At 72.4% G+C, this 19027-nt stretch carries 13 protein-coding genes; 10 read left to right on the top strand and 3 right to left on the bottom strand.

The window, feature by feature from the left end; translation table 11 throughout:
• The first annotated feature begins 61 nt into the window (after positions 1–61).
• From ACZ5GT_RS11490 to ACZ5GT_RS11445, 10 genes are all read left to right on the top strand, one after another.
• Positions 62–976, top strand: a complete 915-nt coding sequence (locus tag ACZ5GT_RS11490) for an oxidoreductase (RefSeq protein WP_469019197.1) — start codon at positions 62–64, stop codon at positions 974–976.
• 385 nt (positions 977–1361) lie between these two features.
• On the top strand, positions 1362–2582 hold the full coding sequence (locus ACZ5GT_RS11485; protein WP_469019194.1) for an MFS transporter: 1221 nt from the start codon (positions 1362–1364) through the stop codon (positions 2580–2582).
• Positions 2583–2808: 226 nt separating this feature from the next.
• On the top strand, positions 2809–6693 hold the full coding sequence (locus ACZ5GT_RS11480; protein ID WP_469019187.1) for a non-ribosomal peptide synthetase: 3885 nt from the start codon (positions 2809–2811) through the stop codon (positions 6691–6693).
• A complete protein-coding gene (locus tag ACZ5GT_RS11475) occupies positions 6690–7982 on the top strand; it encodes an ATP-grasp domain-containing protein (protein WP_469019184.1) in 1293 nt (430 codons plus the stop codon). Before ACZ5GT_RS11480 ends, ACZ5GT_RS11475 begins: the two co-directional genes overlap by 4 nt.
• On the top strand, positions 7979–8959 hold the full coding sequence (locus ACZ5GT_RS11470; RefSeq protein ID WP_469019181.1) for a peptidase: 981 nt from the start codon (positions 7979–7981) through the stop codon (positions 8957–8959). The genes ACZ5GT_RS11475 and ACZ5GT_RS11470 overlap by 4 nt, the downstream gene beginning before the upstream one ends.
• Before the next feature lie 3 nt (positions 8960–8962).
• A complete protein-coding gene (asnB, locus tag ACZ5GT_RS11465) occupies positions 8963–10789 on the top strand; it encodes an asparagine synthase (glutamine-hydrolyzing) (protein ID WP_469019178.1) in 1827 nt (608 codons plus the stop codon).
• Positions 10786–11616: a hypothetical protein gene (locus ACZ5GT_RS11460; protein ID WP_469019175.1), complete on the top strand. Its 831-nt coding sequence runs from the start codon at positions 10786–10788 to the stop codon at positions 11614–11616. Before asnB ends, ACZ5GT_RS11460 begins: the two co-directional genes overlap by 4 nt.
• A 10-nt stretch (positions 11617–11626) precedes the next feature.
• Positions 11627–12526, top strand: coding sequence for an aminotransferase class IV (locus ACZ5GT_RS11455; RefSeq protein ID WP_469019169.1), 900 nt, complete (start codon positions 11627–11629; stop codon positions 12524–12526).
• A 20-nt stretch (positions 12527–12546) separates the two neighbouring features.
• Complete coding sequence (locus ACZ5GT_RS11450) at positions 12547–13497, top strand: AEC family transporter (RefSeq protein WP_469019166.1); 951 nt, start codon at positions 12547–12549, stop codon at positions 13495–13497.
• Positions 13498–13572: 75 nt separating this feature from the next.
• Positions 13573–14535 carry a TauD/TfdA dioxygenase family protein gene (locus ACZ5GT_RS11445; protein WP_469019163.1) on the top strand — a complete coding sequence of 321 codons (963 nt, stop codon included), beginning with the start codon at positions 13573–13575 and terminating at the stop codon, positions 14533–14535.
• A 37-nt stretch (positions 14536–14572) separates the two neighbouring features.
• Here the strand turns inward: ACZ5GT_RS11445 and nirD are convergent, their stop codons facing one another.
• Genes nirD through ACZ5GT_RS11430 form a run of 3 tightly spaced genes read right to left on the bottom strand, consistent with a single transcriptional unit; the run spans position 14573 to position 18849 of the window.
• Positions 14573–14938 carry a nitrite reductase small subunit NirD gene (gene nirD / locus ACZ5GT_RS11440; RefSeq protein ID WP_469019160.1) on the bottom strand — a complete coding sequence of 122 codons (366 nt, stop codon included), beginning with the start codon at positions 14936–14938 and terminating at the stop codon, positions 14573–14575.
• Complete coding sequence (gene nirB, locus ACZ5GT_RS11435) at positions 14935–17577, bottom strand: nitrite reductase large subunit NirB (protein WP_469019157.1); 2643 nt, start codon at positions 17575–17577, stop codon at positions 14935–14937. The genes nirD and nirB overlap by 4 nt, the downstream gene beginning before the upstream one ends.
• Entirely contained in the window at positions 17578–18849 is a 1272-nt protein-coding gene (locus ACZ5GT_RS11430; RefSeq protein WP_469019152.1) for an NAD(P)/FAD-dependent oxidoreductase, read from the bottom strand.
• Positions 18850–19027: the final 178 nt, after the last annotated feature.

Raw genomic sequence — 19027 nt, 5'->3', positions numbered from 1 at the left:
GTAGGTTTCCGTACGTTGGAGACCCGGGCACCCGCCCGGACCCGTCCGAGGGAGACTGCCGATGACCGGCTGGAACGTGAGCGCCGTACCCGACCAGAGCGGCCGGACCGCCGTCGTCACCGGCGCCAACAGCGGGCTCGGCTACGTCACCGCACGGGAGCTGGCGCGCCGGGGCGCCCACGTGGTGCTGGCCTGCCGCAGCGAGGCACGCAGTGCGGCGGCGGCCGGCCGGATCGCCGGCGAGGTGCCGGGCGCGGCGGTCGAGTGCGCCCGGCTCGACCTGGCCGACCTGCGCTCCGTCCGGGAGTTCGCGGACGGCTTCCGCCACGAGCGGCTCGACCTGCTGGTCAACAACGCCGGGGTGATGGCGCTGCCGTACGGGACGACCGCGGACGGGTTCGAGACCCAGTTCGGCGTCAACCACCTGGGGCACTTCGCGCTCACCGGACTGCTCGCGCCCTTCCTGCTGGCCACCCCCGGCGCCCGCGTGGTGACCGTCTCCAGCCTGATGCACGCGCTGGCCAACATCGACATCCGCGACCTCAACAGCGAGCGCCGCTACCACCGCTGGCTCGCCTACGCCCGCTCCAAGACCGCCAACCTGCTCTTCACGCACGAGCTCGCGCGCCGGTTCGCGGCGCACGACGCGGACGTGGTGGCGGCCGCCGCCCACCCCGGATACGCGGCCACCAACCTCCAGGCCGCCGGTCCCCGGATGGCGGGACGGCGGACGGCCGAACGGTTCGTCACGCTCGGCAACCGGCTCCTCGCGCAGTCGGCCGAGGCGGGCGCGCTGCCCGTCCTGTACGCCGTCACCGCCCCCGGCGTGCGCCCCGACTCCTTCACCGGCCCGTCCTTCGCGATGTGGCGCGGCGCGCCCGCCCCGTCCTGGCGGGCGCCGTGGACCGTCGACGACACGATGGGCCAGCGGCTGTGGGCCGCCTCCGAGCGGCTGACCGGGGTGACGTACGCGTGACCGCCCGCGTGGGCCGGCGGGTGCGCCGTGTCCGGGCCGGCCGATAAGGCCGGAGCTTTGCCGCGGCAACCGGGGAAGCCCATATTTTCTCCAGGCTTTGCCATACCCGCGGATTCGGCGACATGTGACCGGCGTCACATGTAATTTCCTGGACAGTCGAGCGGATACCCCGATTCGATAGAGCCAGCGAGGCCGAAAACCTCGGTCTCCTAAACACGGGGGAATTACCCGAATCTTGTCGTTGGCAATGGCGCTGAACGAGAGGTGGGGGCGTGTCAGTGATCCTGACGTGCGCGAAAAGAGCTGTCCGGTTACACCCTCCGGAATCCGATGGGCCGTCCGTGCCGCTGGACCGCAGGTGCGCAGCGGGCGGAACGGCCGGCGCATGCTGAGCCGCCTCCTCCCGGCACCGGGCCCCGCTCGCGTCCTCACCGGCGTCACCCTGGTCCACACGCTCGGCCAGGGGCTCTGGATGGCGCTGAACGCCATCTACGCGACCACCGTCCTGCACCTGTCGCCCGGCCAGTTCGGCATCGGCGTCGGGACAGCCGCCGGCACCGCCCTCGCGGTCAGCACCCCGACGGGCCACCTGGCCGACCGGGTCGGCCCGCGCTCCGTCCAGATCTGGTCGTTCATCGCCCTCGGGCCGCTCACCGCGGCCCTCCTCGTGGTGGACGGATTCGCCCAGTACGTCGCGGTGGTCAGCGTTCAGGGCGTCGCCTACAGTGCCAGCCGCAGCGCCAGGATGGCCATGGTCGCGGGCCTCGTCCCCGCTGAGCAGCGGGTCTCCGTACGCGCCTATCTGCGGGCCACCAGCAACGTCAGTGTCACCGTCGGCGCGGCGCTGGCCGGCATGCTGCTGGCCGTCGACTCGGTCGGGGCGTACAAGCTGGCCGTCGCCTTCAACGCCGCCACGTACCTGACCACCGGACTGCTCACCCTGCTCCTGCCCCCCGTCCCCGCGCAGCCGGCCCGGCCGGGGCCCGCGCTGATCGTGCTCAGGGACCGGCCGTACCTGACCTTCATCGTGCTGGACGGGCTGCTGTCGATGCACAACCTGCTGCTCGACGTGGTCCTGCCGCTGTGGGTGCTGCGCCACACCCACGCCCCCAGGTGGATCATCGCGGCCATCCTCTTCACCAACACCGTCGCGGTGGTGCTGCTCCAGGTCAGGGCGGCGCGCGGGACGGACGAGCCGCCCGCGGCCGCCAGGGCCTCGCGCTCCGGATCACTGTGTCTCGCGGTCGCCTGCATCGTGTTCGCGCTGACCGGCGGCGCCTCCGCCGCGGTCGCCGGCGTGCTGCTCCTGGTCGGCGCCCTCGCCCACGTCCTGGGTGAGATCCGGCAGTCCGCCGGCAGTTGGGGCATGTCGTTCGGGCTGGCGCCCGAGCACGCCCAGGGCCAGTACCAGGGCACCTACGCCATGGGGGCGGACCTGGGCAAGATGATCGCTCCCGCCCTGCTGACCTGGCTCGTCATCCAGCACGGCGCCCTCGGCTGGATCGTCATGGCCGTCGGCTTCGCGATCGTCGGGGCCGCCATGCCGCCCGTCGTCAACTGGGCCGTGCGAGGCAGCGGGGCCGCCTCCGACCCGGTCGCGGCCTGACCCGGAAAAACATCCGCGGAATGTCCCGGCGACTCGGGTGATTCCGCACGGTTCCACCATTGCTCCGACGCTCTTTCCGTCGCGGCCGTAATTCGGCACGAGGCGCCGTACGGAACGTTTCGATTTCATCGCCGCCCTCATCGAATTGCGGCGCGCCCATGGAACGGCCTGAGCGTGTTCGGCATGCCCGCAAACAGGGGATGCGCATATTCCGTGCGGAAAGCGAATGAACGACTACGAGGAGAACGTGACAGTGGACGAAAATACCGCCGCCTTGTCCACTGCGGCACCGGCAGCCGCGGCACCCGCATCGGTGACCGGGGCCCCGGCGCTGCAGCTGCCCGTCCGCGACATCGCCGACGGGGCCGTGCCGCCCGCGGGCGCCGGGAGCCACTCCTGGGCCGCCGGCCGCGGCGCCGGCACCACCGCGCCACCGGCCGCGGCCCCCGGGACCGCTCTCGCGGACCTGGCGCACGCCGCCTTCACGGTGCTCCTGCACCGCTACAGCGGCCAGGACGACATCGCCCTGGCCCGCGCGGGCGGACCCGGCGGTGCGCCCCTCGACCGGCCCGCGGCCGTTCGCTCCCACGACACCCGGGAGCCGACCCTGACCGCCCTGGCAGCCGCCCTCGGCGCCCGGTACCGCGAAGCGGCCCGCGCCGCCGCGCCCGGCGAACCGGCCGGCCTCGGCGGCGGTCTGCGGGCCGGCACCGTCCACTCCGACGGCGCCACGACCGGCCTCCCCGAGGGCTTCGCGCTCCTCCTCGACATCTCCGAAACCGCCGGCCACGCGGCCCGGTTCACCCTGCACTACGACCGCGGGCTGTTCACCCCGGAACTGGTCGAGCGCATGGCCGCCAACCTCGACACCCTGCTGCGCCACGCCGAACAGCACCCGCGGACGCCCGTCGCGGACCTGCCGCTGCTCTCCGAGCGCGAGACCCGCCGTCTCCTGCGGGAGTTCAACGACACCGCCCGCCCCTACGACCGCGGCACCACCCTGCACGCCCTCGTCGAGGCCCAGGCCGCCCGCACCCCCGACGCCCCGGCCGTCGAGTGGCGCGGCTCGGTGCTGACGTACCGCCGGCTCGACCAGCGGGCGAACCGGATGGCGCGCGCACTCGGTGCTCTCGGGATCGCCCCCGGCTCCCGGATCGGCCTCTCGCTGCCCCGCACCCACCGCGCCGTCGTCCTGCTGCTGGCCATCCACAAGGCGGGCTGCGCCTACGTCCCCCTCGACCCGGCCTACCCCGCCGACCGGCTGACCGCCATCGCCGCGACGGCCGACATGGCCGCCGTCGTCCACGACGCGGACGACACCCCCGACTGGCTCGCCGGCGTGTCCGCGACCCCGCTGCCGTGGGCGGAGCTGTGGGAGAAGTCGTTCGCCGAGGACGACACCCCGCCGGACGTCACCGTCGGCCCGGAGGCCGCCACCCACCTCATCTACACCTCCGGCTCGACCGGCCTGCCCAAGGGCGTGGTGATCGGCCACCGCAACGTGGTGGCGCTGCTGGCCTGGTCCGAGGCCACGTACACACACGAGGACCTGGCCCGGGTGCTGTTCTCCACCTCCCTCAACTTCGATCTGTCGGTGTACGAACTGTGGGCCCCGCTCACCCGCGGCGGCTGCGTGGTCGTCGTGGACAACGTCCTCGCGCTCACCGAGGACGAGGGGCTGCGCCCGACCCTGGTCAACACCGTGCCGAGCGCCCTGAACGTGCTGCTCCAGCGCGCGGCCGTGCCCGCGTCGGTGCGGGTGCTCAACGTCGCGGGGGAGTCGCTGTCGAAGGAGCTGGTGAACGCCGCGTTCGCCACCACGGGCGTGCGGCGGCTCCACAACCTGTACGGGCCGTCGGAGGACACCACCTACTCGACGTGGAAGTGCTTCACCGGCCCGACCACCGAGACCCCCTCGATCGGCGTCCCGGTCCACAACACCGTCGCCTACCTGCTCGACGCCGACGGCAGGCCCGTCCCGCACGGCGCCACGGGCGAGCTCCACCTCGGCGGCGACGGCCTGGCCGGCGGCTACATCAACGACCCCGAGCGCACCGCGGCCGTGTTCACGACCGCCCCGGCGCACCTCGGCCCGGTACCCGGCGGACGGCTGTACCGCACCGGCGACCTGGCACGCTGGACCGAGGACGGCGAACTCCGCTTCCTCGGCCGCAAGGACAACCAGGTCAAGGTGCGCGGCTTCCGCATCGAACTCGGCGAGATCGAATCGGTGGTCCGCGAGGTGGTGGGCCTGCGCGACATCGCGGCCCTGGCCGTGCGTACCGGCACCGACACCCGGCTGGTCTGCCACGTGGGCAGCGACGGCGCCGAGGTGACCGCCGAGGCGGTGGCCGCCCATCTGCGCGCCAAGCTGCCGCACTACATGCAGCCCGCCGAGATCGTCATCGAGGACCGGCTGCCCCGTCTGCCCAACGGCAAGGTCGACCGTACGGCCCTCGCCGCCCGCGCGGTCGGCCGGGGCACGGACACCGCCGCCGTGTTCACCGGCGACGACCCCGACGAGGCCCGCGTCGCCCGGGTGTGGGCCGAACTCCTCGGCCTGCGCGGCATCTCCTCCGACCTGGACTTCTTCTCGGTCGGCGGCCACTCCCTGCTGGCCACCCTGCTCGCGGCCAGCCTGTCCGACGTCGCCGGCCGGCCCGTCCGGGTGGCGGAGATCCACGGCCACCGCACCCTGGCGGAGCAGGCGGCACTGCTGCGCCGCACCCGCGAGCGGGCGGCCGGCCCCCAGGCCCCCGCCGGCGCCTCCGCGCGGCTGCGCGCCGTCGCCGACACCCTCCGCCAGTCCGCCCGGGGCCACGGCGTCCCCGGCGCGGGCACCGCGGTGTACCTCGACGGCACGCTGGAGCTGACCTACCACGGTGTCACCGACACCGCCGCGCGCACCCCGTACGGGCCCCGGACCCGGCAGCGCGTCACCTGCATCACCAAGCCCATGCTGGCCTTCGTCGCGCTGCGCCTCGTCGACCGCGGACTGATCGGCCTCGACGAGCCGCTCCACGAACTGCTGCCGCGGGCGTTCCGCCGCCGCGACGGCCGCACCGTCGAGGTCACCCTGCGGCACCTGCTGTCGCACACCAGCGGCGTCGACGACTCCTACGAGGTCTGGCACGACACCGACCTGCCCGACCTCGACGCCTACCTGGACACCCTGGCCGGCTACGGCCAGCTCTTCGAGCCCGGCGAGGTCTTCGCCTACTCGGCGGTCGGCACCTCGATCGTCGCCGCCGTGATCGAGAAGCTCCTCGGGATCCCCTGGCGCCGCGCGGTCAACGAGCTGCTGCTCACCCCGCTCGGCATCGAGGAGATCCCGCCGACCCGCACCGAGGACGGCCACTACGGGCGCACCGTCTCCACCGGCTACGTATGGACCGAACAGGTCAAGCAGTACCTGCGCCACGACCCGCCGAGGCAGACCGTCGCCGACGACGCCGCCGGCTCGTTCTCCGTCTGCCTCACCCTGGCGGAACTGGCGAAGATCGCCCTGCTCGCGGTGAACGACGGCGTCACCCCCGACGGCGAGCGCCTGCTGTCCGCCGGGCTCGCCCGGCAGATGCGCACACCGCAGATCCCCGTCCCCGGCCACCACTTCATGCACGCCTGGGGCCTGGGCTGGCTGATGTTCGGCCCGGCCGCCTTCGGCTTCAACTCCAACGGCAGCGGCCACCACAACTTCGTCCAGATCTTCCCCGAGGAGCGTTCCTTCCTGCTCCTGCTCGCCAACGCCTACCCGGTGTTCGGCCTCTACGAGGACGTGCTGCGGGCCTTCACCGGCGAGGGACTCATCCGCACCGGCCGCCCGTTCGAGATGGACCTCGACGACTGCCCCGGGCTGTACGCCTCCGACGGCTACCGGCTGCACGTCGAGCGCGGCGCCGAGCACCTGCGCTACGCCTACTCCGAACGCCGGCCGGACGGCGGCTGGCAGTGCCTGGACGAAGGGGACCTCGTCCTGTCCGGCGCGGGCGGGTTCAGCTCCATCTCCGAGAAGAACATCCTCGCCGGTTCCATCTCCTTCATTCCCACACCCGGTACCGCCACCCCGGGCTTCGTCCGCATCGGCCAGCGGTTCGCGAGGAGAACCCCATGACAGACCCACACCACCCGACGGACCGGCAGGGCAGCGGACGGCACGTGGTCTTCGTGACCTGGAAGGCCGGCAACGCCCCGGCGTTCGAGGCGGCCAAGCGGCTCGGCCACCACGTGACCCTCATCCGCTCCCTGCTCATGGAGCAGGCCCAGAACATCGACTTCGAAGCCTCCCCCTACGCCCGGTTCGTCGACCGGGTGCACGTCCTGAAGGACGCCACCGATCCCGACGCCCTGCTCGCCTGCGTCCGGGCCGTCCACCGGGAGCGGCCGGTCGACGGGTTCGTCGCCACCGTCGACGCGCTGGTGGTCCCCGTCGCCCGGATCGCCGAGGAACTCGGGGTGCCGTTCACCGACGCCGCCGCCGCGGCCGCCGCCAAGCAGAAGGACCGCTGCCGCCGGATCCTCGCGGAAGCCGGCGTCGACCGCACCCGGCACGCCGTCGTCGACGGCGCGGAGGAGGCCACCGCCTTCGCGGCCGCCACCGGCTACCCGGTCGTCGTCAAACCCGCCCGGGGCTCCGGCAGCGAGGGCGCGCACGTCGTCGCCGACGAGCGGCACCTGGCCGACGTCCTCGGACGCGCCGACGAGGCCGTCTACGCGGCGGGCATCCTCGTCGAGGAGTACCTCGGCGGACGCTTCCTGTCCGCCGAGATCGGCCTCTCCCACGGCCGGTTCCTGCGGCTGGCCGTCAGCGAGCGCTCCACCTGGCACCGCCACGAGGCCCTGGAGACCGGTACGACGATCCCGGCGGGCATCACCGCCGACGAGCACGACCGTGTGATGGAGTTCGCCGAAGCCGTCGTCGGCGCGCTCGGCCTGCGGCTCGGCATCTTCCACGTGGAGATCATGCTCGGCGCGGACGGCACGCCCCGGCTCATCGAGGTCAACCCGCGCCTGATGGGCTCCTGCCTGCCGAACCTGTTCCGGCTCGCCGGCGGCGGGGACATCTTCGAACTGCTGGTACGCATCCACCTGGACGAGCCGGTCGAGCGCGGCCCGAGCGCCTTCACCCACTACGCGACCGTCCGCTGGTTCGGCGCCGCCGACACCGTCCCGAAACCCGACCGCGTGCCCGGCCTCGACTGGGCCGCCGCCGAGTACGGCGACAGTCTGCACGCGTTCACCGTCCGCTTCCCCGACGGCGACACGCTCGTCCCCTGCCGGGGCAACCTCGGCAACTTCGGCGAGGTGCAGGTCGTGCACGCCGACCGTGCGACATCGATCCGCATCGCCGAGGACATCGTCCGCGGCATGGCCGACCGGCTCGGCTTCGAGGTGACCGGATGACGGCCACGACCGGGGACCGGATGACGGCCACCACCGCCTTCTACGACCAGACCCGCAGGCAGCTCGCCCGGTTGGGCCTGCCCGAAGGGGACCCGCAGCGCGTCCCCGACTCCGGCGGGACGTTCCCCGACGGTGGGCACTTCCGCATCGAGGTGCCCACCGTGAACTCCGTCCGGGCCGCCGAGACGCTGCTCACCGAGAGCCGCCGCCGGGGCTTCACCATCAACCGGATCACCGAGACCCGCGGCATGTGCCGGCACACGGCCCGCGAGATCGGCGAGTACGTCGCCCTGGGCGAGGAGTACGGGGCCGAGATCCTCATGTCGGTCGGACCGCGCGCCGCCTACGACATCGGCGGCAGCGTCCAGACCCCGGAAGGCTCCCGCATCGCCTACCGGCTGCGCGGCCAGGAGCAGATCGTCCGGGCCGTCGAGGACGTCAAACGCGGCATCGGCCTGGGCGTACGCGGCTTCGTCGTCTACGACGAGGGCCTGCTGTGGGTGCTCGGACGCCTGCGCACCGCCGGCGAACTGCCCGCCGGCATCCACCTGAAGGTCTCCGCGCACTGCGGACAGGGCAACCCGGCCTCGGCGCAGATGCTGGAGATGCTCGGCGCGGACAGCTTCAACCCGGTACGTGACCTGACCCTGCCCATGATCGCGGCCCTCCGGCAGGCGGTCGCGATCCCGCTGGACTGCCACGTGGACAACCCCAGGGCGTCCGGCGGGTTCATCCGCACCTACGAGGCCCCCGACATCGTCCGCGCCGCCGCACCCGTCCATCTCAAGACGGGCAACAGCGCCCTCGACGGCCACGGCGTCAGCCCCACCCCCGAGCAGCTCGACGACATCCTGCGGCAGGTGGAGATCGTGACCGAGTTCCTCGGCCGGCACCATCCGCGGGCCCGCCAGAGCGGCACCCGCTCCGCCGGCCTCGCCCTGGAACCCGCGGGCGCCGTCCCGGTCAAGGAGGCCTGACCCATGTGCCGCATCTACGGCTGCTTCGGCGGCGAACGCGCCGCCCCCGGCGTACTGGAGGCGGTGGCCGCGGCGATGCTCCCGGGCGGACCCGACGAACAGACCGTCCGGCGCGGCGACGGGTGGGCGCTCGGCACCGACCGGCTGGCCGTCCAGGGCGTCGAATCCGGCCACCAGCCCTTCCGGCGCACCCGGCTGACCTGCGTGTTCAACGGCGAGATCTACAACCACCGGCAACTGCGCGCCGAGCTCGCCGCACACGGGTACACCTTCGACGGCGACTGCGACGGCGACGTCCTGCTGCCGCTGTACGAGCTGTACGGGGACGCGTTCACCTCCCGCCTGGAGGGCATGTTCGCCGTGGCGCTCGTCGACGAGCGCGAGGAACCCGTCCTCAAGCTCTTCACCGACCACGCCGGCATGAAGTCGCTCTACTACTACCTGTCCGCCGACGGCCGCCGGCTGCGCTTCGCCTCCGAACTGACGGCCCTCAGCCGCTTCCCCGACTTCCCCGGCGAACTCGACCCGCTCGCCGTCGACCGCTACCTCGGCGGCAAGGCCGTCTGGGGACCGGGCACCGTCCACCCCCGGGTCCGCACCCTGGAGCCCGGCTCCACCCTGCGCTTCACCGACGGGCGGACGACGCTCACCCGCACACCGCTGCCACCCGCGGAGCCCGCCTGGCCCGGCGGCGAGCCGACCGTCGCGGCCGCGGCCGGACTCCTCGACGAGCTGCTGCGCACCGAGATGGGCCGGATGCTCGACGCCGACGTCCCCGTCTGCGTCATCACCAGCGGCGGGCTGGACTCCAGCTACACCACGGCCCTCGCCGCCCACCTGGTTCCCGAGGTCGCCTCCTTCAACATCGCCTACCACGGCGACTGGCCGGCCGACGAACGCCATCACGCCGCCGAGGTCGCCCGCCACTGCGGCACCCAGCACCACCAGGTGCTCCTCGACCCGGCCGGCTTCCCCGAACTCGTCGAGCGGTACGTCCGCCACCTCGACCAGCCCAACAACGCCCCGCACGGCCTGAGCACGTTCGCCCTCTTCGAGGCCGTCCACCAGGCCGGCTTCAAGGTGGCCCTGACCGGCGACGGGGCCGACGAACTCTTCGCCGGGTACGCCCGGTTCGTCAAGGCCGACCGGGACGGCGCCGCCACCTGGCACCGCACCTACCAGGGCACCATGGCGGTGGCCGACACGGCCGCCCTCGACCGGCTCTACACCCCCGACTACCTGGCCCACGTCAAGGATGCGGGAGGCCTGTTCGGCGACCGCAGCGGCGACGAACTCGACCGCCGGGTCCGCTCGGGGCAGCACGGCAAGCTGGAGACCCTGCTGCGCTACGACCAGGAGCAGCGGTTCCCCTACTACATCCTGCGCCGCGTCGACCACCTGAGCATGGCCCACTCGGTGGAGGCCCGCATCCCGTTCCTCCAGCCGTCCGTGATGCGGCTGGCCCGCGCGACTCCCGCCCACGTCAAGGTGGCCGGCGACAGCGTGAAGGCGCCGGTGGCCGAAGCCGCACGGCGCTGGGTGCCGCGGAGCATCGTCGAGCGGCCCAAGCAGCCGTTCACCCTGCCCGTCACCGCGATGATCAGGCCGGGGGAGGCGCTGTACGACATGATCGGCGACCTCCTCCTCGGCCGCGACGCCCGCTGCCGCGACTACGTCCGGCAGGACACCGTCCAGGACGTCTTCCGCACCCAGACCGAGAACCCCGCAGCGCACGCCGCCGAACTCCTCTGGTCCCTCCTGGTACTGGAGACATGGCTGCGCGCCCGCGGCCTCACCCCCGCCCCCCTCCCGGAAAGAGCGAGCCGATGACCGACGCCACCGAGACCACGCCCGCCATCACCTCCGTGCTGGACGGCGTCACCCGGGACGACATACGCCGCGACCCGTTCCCGCACGTCGTCGTCCGCGACGCGCTGCCGCAGGACCTCTACGACGCCCTGGCCAAGTCGATGCCGACCGCCGAGTACATCGGCGAGCGGATCGGCAAGCCGATCACCTCCAACGAGCGCTACAACTACATGTCGGAGCCGATCCTGGCCGATCCGGCGATGGCGCGGGTGTGGAAGGACTTCGTGACCCACCACGCCTCGCCCGCCTTCTACCGGCAGTTCCTCGACCTGTTCCAGGAGGACCTGCTCGCCCATCTCCCCACCGCCGAGGAGCAGACCGGCCCGCTGCGCGAGCTGCGCGTGGGCCGCCGCAACCGGGACACCTTCGAGACCCACGACATCCTCATGGACTGCACGGCCGTCATCAACTCCGCCGTCACCGGCAGGCCGTCCTCCTACCGCGGACCGCACGTCGACAAGCCGTACAAACTCTTCGGCGGCCTCTTCTACATGCGCCTGCCCGAGGACGACACCGAAGGCGGCGACCTCGTCCTCTACAAGTACCGGCCCGGCGCGCACAAGTTCCACACCAGCGCCTCCGAGTACGGCGACAACCGCTTCGACATCGACCCGAGCTACGTCGAGGAGGTCACCACCGTCCCCTACCGGAGCAACACCCTGGTGATGTACCCCATCAACCCCCTCGCCCTGCACGGGGTTTCGGTGCGTGCCCTCACCCACCACCAGCGCCGCTTCGTCGCCCTCGTCGGCGACCTCCAGCACCCGCTCTTCGACCTGGCGCTCTGAGAGGCACCCCGTGATCCCCTTCGACCAGCGCACCGGCAGGATCTGGTACGACGGCGCCCTCGTGGACTGGGCCGACGCGAAACTGCACGTGCTCAGTCACGGACTGCACTACGCCTCCAGCATCTTCGAGGGCATCCGCGTCTACGGCGGCAGGCCCTTCATGCTGAAGGAACACATCGCCCGGCTGGGCGCCTCCGCCCGCATCCTCGACTTCGACCTCGAGTACGGCGCCGGCGAACTCCACGAGGCGACCCGCGCGGTCGTCGCCGAGGCGGGCATCACCGAGGGCTACGTCCGGATGAACGCCTGGCGCGGCTCGGAGATCATCCAGACCGCCGCGCTGAGGACGAGCGTCCACACCTCGGTGGCCGCCTGGGAGCTCCCGGAGGGCTACTACGCCGCCACGGACGCCCTGCAGAAGGGCATCTCGCTGGTGATCGGCCGCTACCGCCGCCCCTCGCCCGAGTACGCGCCGGTCAAGAGCAAGGCGGCTGGCAACTACATGATCGGCACGGTCAGCAAGAACGAGGCACTGCGCGCCGGCTTCGACGACGCGCTCCTCCTCGACGACCGCGGCAACTTCGTCGAGGCGACCGGAGCGCACCTGTTCTTCACCCGGAACGGCGTGCTGCACACCCCGACGACCCGCTGCACCATCGAGGGCATCACCCGGGCGTGCGTGCTGGCGATCGCCGAGCGGGAGGGCATCGCCTGCGTGGTCGGCGACCTGCCGCCGGAGTTCGCGGGTGAGGCGGACGGCGCGTTCCTGTGCGGCACCGCCTGCGAGATCCTGCCGGTCAGCCGCATCGGTGATCATTACTACGACCTCGGCGGCAATGACGTACTGCGCGGGATCGTCTCCGGATACCGGGAGCTGGTCGAGGGACGCGTCGACGTGAGCATGCGGTAACGGAGAGCGGGGGCACGTGCATGGGAGCGGTGGATGCTGTGGAGAAGCTGGCGCCGGTGGTGCTGGCCTTCGGCTGCGGGGTCGTCCTCGCGAGGCGGAAGGTGGTGCCCGCCGAGAGTTCGAAGGTCTTCGCGGACTACGCCTTCCTCTTCGCCGTGCCCTGCTTCCTGTTCGGCAACATCTACCGCAGCGACCTGGGGAAGCTGTTCGACTGGCGGGCGATCACCGGCTACGCGGCCGCGGCCGCCGTCGCGGCCCTCCTCACCGGGGCGGTGGCCGCGGCCACCGGAGTCCGCGATCCCCGCGGTGTGGCGCTGCGCATCATGGCGGCCGTCCAGGTGAACACGGCCTACTTCGCCGTGCCGGTGTTCATCATGCTGTTCGGGAACGCGGCACCGATCTTCCCCGTCCTGCTGTTCCAGGTCTGCGTGCTGTCCCTGGTCGTCATCTCGATCATGGAGCTGGGGCGCCCGGACCGGGTCGGCAGCCCCGCACGACGGCTCGGCTCCGCCGTCACCGCCTCCCTGATGACCCCCGTCGTCGTCGCCTGCAACGCCGGCATCGTGCTCAACCTGATGCCCGTGACCGTGCCGGGAGTGGTGCTCGACAGCTTCTCGTTCGTCGGCGACAGCGCTTCGCCCGTGGCGCTGTTCGCCCTGGGACTGCACCTCGGCGGCAGCGGCCTGAGGGTGCGGGGCACCACCCGGGAGGAGATGTGGATCATCGCCTTCAAGTGTGTCGCGTTCCCGCTGATCACCTACCTGGTCTGCCACGACCTCTTCGGCGTCGGCGGCCAGTGGCTCGGCTACCTCGTCCTGATCGCGGCGATGCCCGCGCCGCAGAACCTGTTCATCTTCGCCCAGCGCTACGACGTCGGGGTCGACATGTCCGCCGCCCTGGTCGTCAAGAGCTCGGTCGTCGCGCTGCTGCTGCTCCCGCTGTGGGCGCAGTGGGCGGCGCACGCGGCCTGAACGACGCAGGACCCGTGCGCCGGCGGACCGCTCTCGGACACCCATCCCTGTCCACCCCTCCGGAAAGGCAGCACCGTGCCGAACAGCGCGCAGCTCACCAGAATCACCGTCCGGCAGGCCGCCGGCCGCATCGGCGCCGAGATCTCGGGCGTCGACCTCCGTGACGAGCTCGACGAAACCACGGTGCGGGAGATCCGCCAGGCGGTCCTGACCCACCGTGTGGTGTTCTTCCGCGGCCAGGACCTCACCCACGCCCAGCACATCGCCTTCGGCCGCCGCTTCGGCGCGCTGACCCGGCGCCCCGGCAAGAAGCACGGCGTCCACCCCGAGGGCCACCCGGAGATCCTCACCGTCGACCCCAAGCGCGACACCGAGCGCTACGGCCCCGACTTCGAGGAGCACTACCGCCGCAAGTGGCTCTCCCCGCTGGCCGGCTGGCACAGCGACCTGACCCAGGCCGTCAACCCGCCCAGCCTGTCCATCCTGCGCGCCGAGAAGACCCCGGCCTTCGGCGGCGACACCCAGTGGACCAACACCGTCGCCGCGTACGAGGGCCTCTCCGCGCCGGTGCGGGAGTTCGTGGACGGGCTGACGGCGGAGCACGCCTTCTTCACCGCCGTCCATCTGCGCCACTCCGACGAGCGGGACCGCGAGATCCTCAAGATCTACTGCGAGGACCCGCAGGCCGCCGTCCACCCGGTGGTCCGCGTCCACCCCGAGACCGGCGAGAAGGCGCTGTTCGTCAGCCCGGGCTCGACCACCCGCGTCACCGGGTTCACCGAGCTGGAGAGCCGCCACCTGCTGGACCTGCTCTTCCAGCACCTGACCAGCGCCGAGTACACCGTCCGCTTCCGCTGGGAGCCCGGCTCCATCGCCTTCTGGGACAACCGCACCACCTGCCACCTCGCCCCCACCGACTTCGGTCACCTCGACGCCGAACGCGTCATGCACCGCGTCACCGTCCTCGGCGAACCGGCACGGGGACCCCGGGGATTCGTCTCGCAGCTCGTGGCGGGGGAACCGATGCGCGCCTGGTAGACAGCGCGGCCCGCGGGGCTCCGTTCGCAGTCCGTTCTCAGGCGGCCCGTACCCGGTACGTGGTCACCCGCACCGACTCGTCGTCCAGGCACTGCCCCGACGCCAGGTCGAACCGCTGCTTCAGCAGAGGGGAGGCGACGAACGGGCGGCCCTGGTGGCTGCCGGTCAGCCCGCGGGAGAGCACCGCCGCGCCGCAGAACGGGTCGCGGTTGTCGATGCCGTACAGCCGGCCGTCGCGGTCGCGGAACAGGGCGGCCTGGCGGCCGTCCGGCAGCAGGGCGGCCACGCCCCGGCCGGGGAGCAGCCGGTCGAGCTCGCAGACCGTGAACCAGTCGTCGTCCAGCCGGAGCTGGATCTTCAGGTCGGTGGTCTCGGGTGCCAGGGTCTCGGGTGCCAGGGTCATCGCCGGGCGCTTCCTTCCAGGAGGTCTTCGGTGAGGTCTTCGGTGACGTCTTCGGTGGGACGCATGCCGATGGACAGCAGCGGCAGGTCGGGCTTGATCTGGCCGCGCTCGGGCACGAAGCCGACGACCGGGTCGGGGGTGTCGGGCGCGTTGACGAAGGACACGAACCGGGCCAGCTTCTCGGGGTCGTTGATGGTCTCGGCCCACTCGTCGCGGTAGTTCGCGACGTGCGCGGCCATCAGGGACTCCAGCTCCTCGCAGATGCCGAGGGAGTCCTCCACGACCACCTCCCGTACGTGGTCCAGCCCGCCGGGGATCCGCTCCAGCCAGGCCGAGGTGCGCTCCAGGCGGTCGGCGGTGCGGATGTAGAACATCAGGAACCGGTCGATCAGGCGGACCAGTTCCGCGTCGGACAGGTCCTGGGCGAGCAGGTCCGCGTGGCGCGGGGTGGCGCCGCCGTTGCCGCCGACGTACAGGTTCCAGCCGCTCGCGGTGGCGATGACGCCGAAGTCCTTGGACTGGGCCTCCGCGCACTCGCGGGCGCAGCCCGACACCGCCGACTTCAGCTTGTGCGGGGAGCGCAGGCCCCGGTAGCGCAGCTCCAGGTCGATCGCCATGCGCACCGAGTCCTGGACGCCGTAACGGCACCAGGTCTGCCCGACGCAGGACTTCACGGTGCGCAGCGCCTTGCCGTAGGCGTGGCCCGACTCGAAGCCGGCGTCCACCAACCGCGCCCAGATCAGCGGCAGTTGCTCGACGCGGGCGCCGAACAGGTCGATCCGCTGGCCACCGGTGATTTTCGTGTAGAGGCCGAAGTCGCGGGCGATCTCCCCGATCACGATCAGGCCCTCGGGGGTGATCTCACCGCCGGGGATGCGCGGCACGACCGAGTACGAGCCGTTCTTCTGGAGGTTGGCCAGGAAGTGGTCGTTGCTGTCCTGCAGGGCCGCCTGCTCGCCGTCCAGGACGTAGCCGCTCGCGCCGATCGTCGGGGCGAGGGAGGCGATGACCGAGGCGACGGCCGGCTTGCAGACCTCGCAGCCGTCGCCGCCCCGGGCGCCGTCGCGGCCGTAGCGGTCGAGCAGTTCCTGGTAGGTGTTGACGCGCAGGGCGAGGACGATCTCGTACAGCTCCTCGCGGGTCTGGGAGAAGCAGCCGCACAGGCCCTTGTCGACCTCGACGCCGCTCGCCTCCAGCTCGGCGGTCACCAGCTGGCCCAGCACCTTCACGCAACTGCCGCAGCCGGTACCGGCCTTGGTGCACTTCTTCACCTCGGGCACGGTCGTGCACCGGTGCTCGGTGACCGCGCCGCGGATGGTGCCCTTGGACACGTTGTGGCACGAGCAGATGATCGCCTCGTCCGGGAGGGCGGACGGGCCGAGCTGGGCGCCGCCGCCCGAACCGGCGGGCAGCACCAGCGACTCGGGCGATACCGGCGGCACCGACCCGGTCAGCGCGCGCAGCGTGCCGTACGCCTCCGCGTCGCCGACCAGGATGCCGCCGAGCAGCGTGCCGTCGCGGCCGATCACCAGCTTCTTGTACAGGCCCGCGCGGGAGTCGGAGTAGACGACGTCCAGGCAGTCCTCGGCCGTGCCGTGCGCGTCGCCGAAGGACGCCACGTCCACGCCGAGCAGCTTCAGCTTGGTCGACAGGTCGGCGCCGGTGAACCCCGGCTGCCCGGCCTCGTCCTCGGCGATCGTCGCGGCGGCCGTCTCGGCCTGCTCGTAGCCGGGGGCGACCAGGCCGTACACCCGGCCGTCGACGGCCAGCGCGCACTCGCCGATCGCGAACACGTGCGGGTCGGCGACGGTCCGGCACCGCTCGTCGACCGCGATGCCGCCGCGCTCGCCGACCGTCAGGCCCGAGGCGCGGGCCAGTTGGTCGCGGGGACGCACCCCGGCGCTGAACACCACCATGTCGGTGACGAGTTCGGAGCCGTCGGACAGTCTCATGCCGGTGACCGCGCCGGCGGCGTCCGTCAGGATCTCCTGCGTGCCGACGCCGGTGTGGACGCTCAGCCCCATCTCCTCGATGGTGCGCAGCAGCGCCGCGCCGCCGCCCTCGTCGACCTGGACCGGCATCAGGCGCGGCGCGAACTCCACGATGTGCGCGTCGAGTCCGAGCCCCTTCAGCGCGCCTGCGGCCTCCAGGCCGAGCAGTCCGCCGCCGACCACCGCGCCGCTCGTCGCGCGCCGCTTCGCGTACTCCTCGATGGCGAGCAGGTCCTCGATGGTGCGGTATACGAAGCAGCCCTCGGCGTCCTTTCCGGGCACCGGCGGGACGAACGGGTAGGAGCCGGTGGCCAGCACCAGCACGTCGTAGCCGACGACGAGACCGGAGCGGGCGGTCACCTTCCGCGCCGCCCGGTCGACGCTCTCCGCCGGGTCGCCGACGTGCAGTTCGATGCCGTGCGACTCGATGAACTCCATGTCCGTCAGGGACAGTTCTTCGGGTGTGCGGCCCGAGAAGTAGGAGGTGAGCCGCACCCGGTCGTACGCGGGACGCGGTTCCTCGCACAGCACGACCACGCGGTGCGTGGCGGTCAGGCCGCGCTCGGCGAGCGCCTCGAGGAAGCGCTGGCCGACCATGCCGTGGCCGACGAGCACGATCGTGGGGGTGGCCCCCGGGGTGGCGGTCATTCAGGAGCCTCCATCGTTGGTGAGCAGGTGGAGCAGGGGGCCGCCGTCGGAGGGCAGCGGCTCCGCCCCCTCCCAGGCGCGGGCGAGCGCGCCGACGGTGCCGAGTTCGCCGACGAGGACCCCGCCGACCAGGCGGTCGTCGCGGACGACGACCTTGCGGTAGGTGCCGCGGGTGGCGTCGGCGAGCTGCACGACGTCGTCGCCGGGGCGGGCCTCCGTCTCGCCGAACGCGGCGAGGTCGAAGTCGGCGTGCCCGGCGGGGCCGAAGCTGCCGTGCTCGGCGGGGTCGAAGCCGGCCTGCCCGGCGAGGGTGAGCCGGGTCAGCGAACGGGTTCCGCTGTACCGGGCGTTCGCGTCCCCGGCCAGCGACTCGGCCAGCACGTCGGCCTGTTCGAGCGCCGGGGCGGCCAGCCCGTACACGGTGTCTTCGTGCTGCGCGCAGTCGCCGATCGCCCGGATGTGCGGGTCGGAGGTGCGCAGTCCGGCGTCGACGACGACGCCCTTGCGGACCTCCAGCCCGGCGGCCCGGGCGAGGCCCACCCTCGGGTGGACCCCGCAGGCCAGCACCACCAGGTCGGCGTCGAGCGCGTAGCCGTCGTGCAGTTCGACCGAGCGGACCGCGCCGCCGACGCAGCGCACGTCCCGCACCCGGCACTCGGTGTGCACCTCGACGCCCAGCTCAGCCAGATGCCGGCGCACGAGCCGGGACGCGGTCGGGTCGAGCTGACGTTCCATCAGGCGCTCGGACTGCTGGGCGAGGACGACCTGCGCCCCACGCCGGGCCAGCGCCCGCGCGGCGGACACTCCGAGGAGCCCGCCGCCGATGACCACCGCCCGCACACCAGGCCGCACGGCCTTCGAAAGCCCCAGGCAGTCGTCCATCGTGCGGAACGCGTGCACGCCCTCGGGCAGTTCGTGCCGCTCGCCGGTGAACAGACCGCGCAGCGGCGGCAGCACCGGGTTGGAGCCGGTGGCCAGCACCAGCGTGCCGTACCCGATCACGGTCCCGTCCGCGCACCTGACGGTCCGCGCGGCCCGGTCGATGCCGGTGACCCGGGCGCGGACCGGTTCCGCGGGTGCGACTCCCGGCAGCGCGATCACGTCGGGGCTGTAACGGCCCGCGAGCACCTCGGCGAGCAGCACCCGGTTGTACGGGCGGTGCTCCTCCTCGCCGATCAGCGTGACGGGCGTGCCGAGCTCGCCGAGCCGCCGGGCGAGACGGACGCCCGCGAGCCCGGCGCCGATCACCACCACACGCGTATTCGAGGTCATGTCCAGGAGCGTGCGGGGTCGGTGTTACCCGGCAGCATCCCCCCTGTTTCCCGTGCGGAACGCTGCCCTCAGTACCGGAGGGCGGGGGGTGTGAGGCGGGGACGGGTGCGCCGGGGTGGGGTCAACCCGACCCCGGGGTCTCGTGTAGGCACCATCGTCTACGACCGGGGGCCGCGCG

This window comes from Streptomyces sp. NPDC031340 (genome assembly GCF_055569945.1).
This window is presented reverse-complemented; position numbering and strand designations above follow the sequence as displayed.

Excerpts from the sequence above, each read along its gene's own strand:
- ACZ5GT_RS11430 (WP_469019152.1), bottom strand. The coding sequence starts at position 18,849 with ATGACCTCGAATACGCGTGTGGTGGTGATCGGCGCCGGGCTCGCGGGC.
- ACZ5GT_RS11485 (WP_469019194.1), top strand. The coding sequence starts at position 1,362 with ATGCTGAGCCGCCTCCTCCCGGCACCGGGCCCCGCTCGCGTCCTCACC.
- nirB (WP_469019157.1), bottom strand. The coding sequence starts at position 17,577 with ATGACCGCCACCCCGGGGGCCACCCCCACGATCGTGCTCGTCGGCCAC.
- ACZ5GT_RS11470 (WP_469019181.1), top strand. The coding sequence starts at position 7,979 with ATGACGGCCACGACCGGGGACCGGATGACGGCCACCACCGCCTTCTAC.
- asnB (WP_469019178.1), top strand. The coding sequence starts at position 8,963 with ATGTGCCGCATCTACGGCTGCTTCGGCGGCGAACGCGCCGCCCCCGGC.
- ACZ5GT_RS11460 (WP_469019175.1), top strand. The coding sequence starts at position 10,786 with ATGACCGACGCCACCGAGACCACGCCCGCCATCACCTCCGTGCTGGAC.
- nirD (WP_469019160.1), bottom strand. The coding sequence starts at position 14,938 with ATGACCCTGGCACCCGAGACCCTGGCACCCGAGACCACCGACCTGAAG.
- ACZ5GT_RS11475 (WP_469019184.1), top strand. The coding sequence starts at position 6,690 with ATGACAGACCCACACCACCCGACGGACCGGCAGGGCAGCGGACGGCAC.
- ACZ5GT_RS11490 (WP_469019197.1), top strand. The coding sequence starts at position 62 with ATGACCGGCTGGAACGTGAGCGCCGTACCCGACCAGAGCGGCCGGACC.
- ACZ5GT_RS11450 (WP_469019166.1), top strand. The coding sequence starts at position 12,547 with ATGGGAGCGGTGGATGCTGTGGAGAAGCTGGCGCCGGTGGTGCTGGCC.
- ACZ5GT_RS11480 (WP_469019187.1), top strand. The coding sequence starts at position 2,809 with ATGAACGACTACGAGGAGAACGTGACAGTGGACGAAAATACCGCCGCC.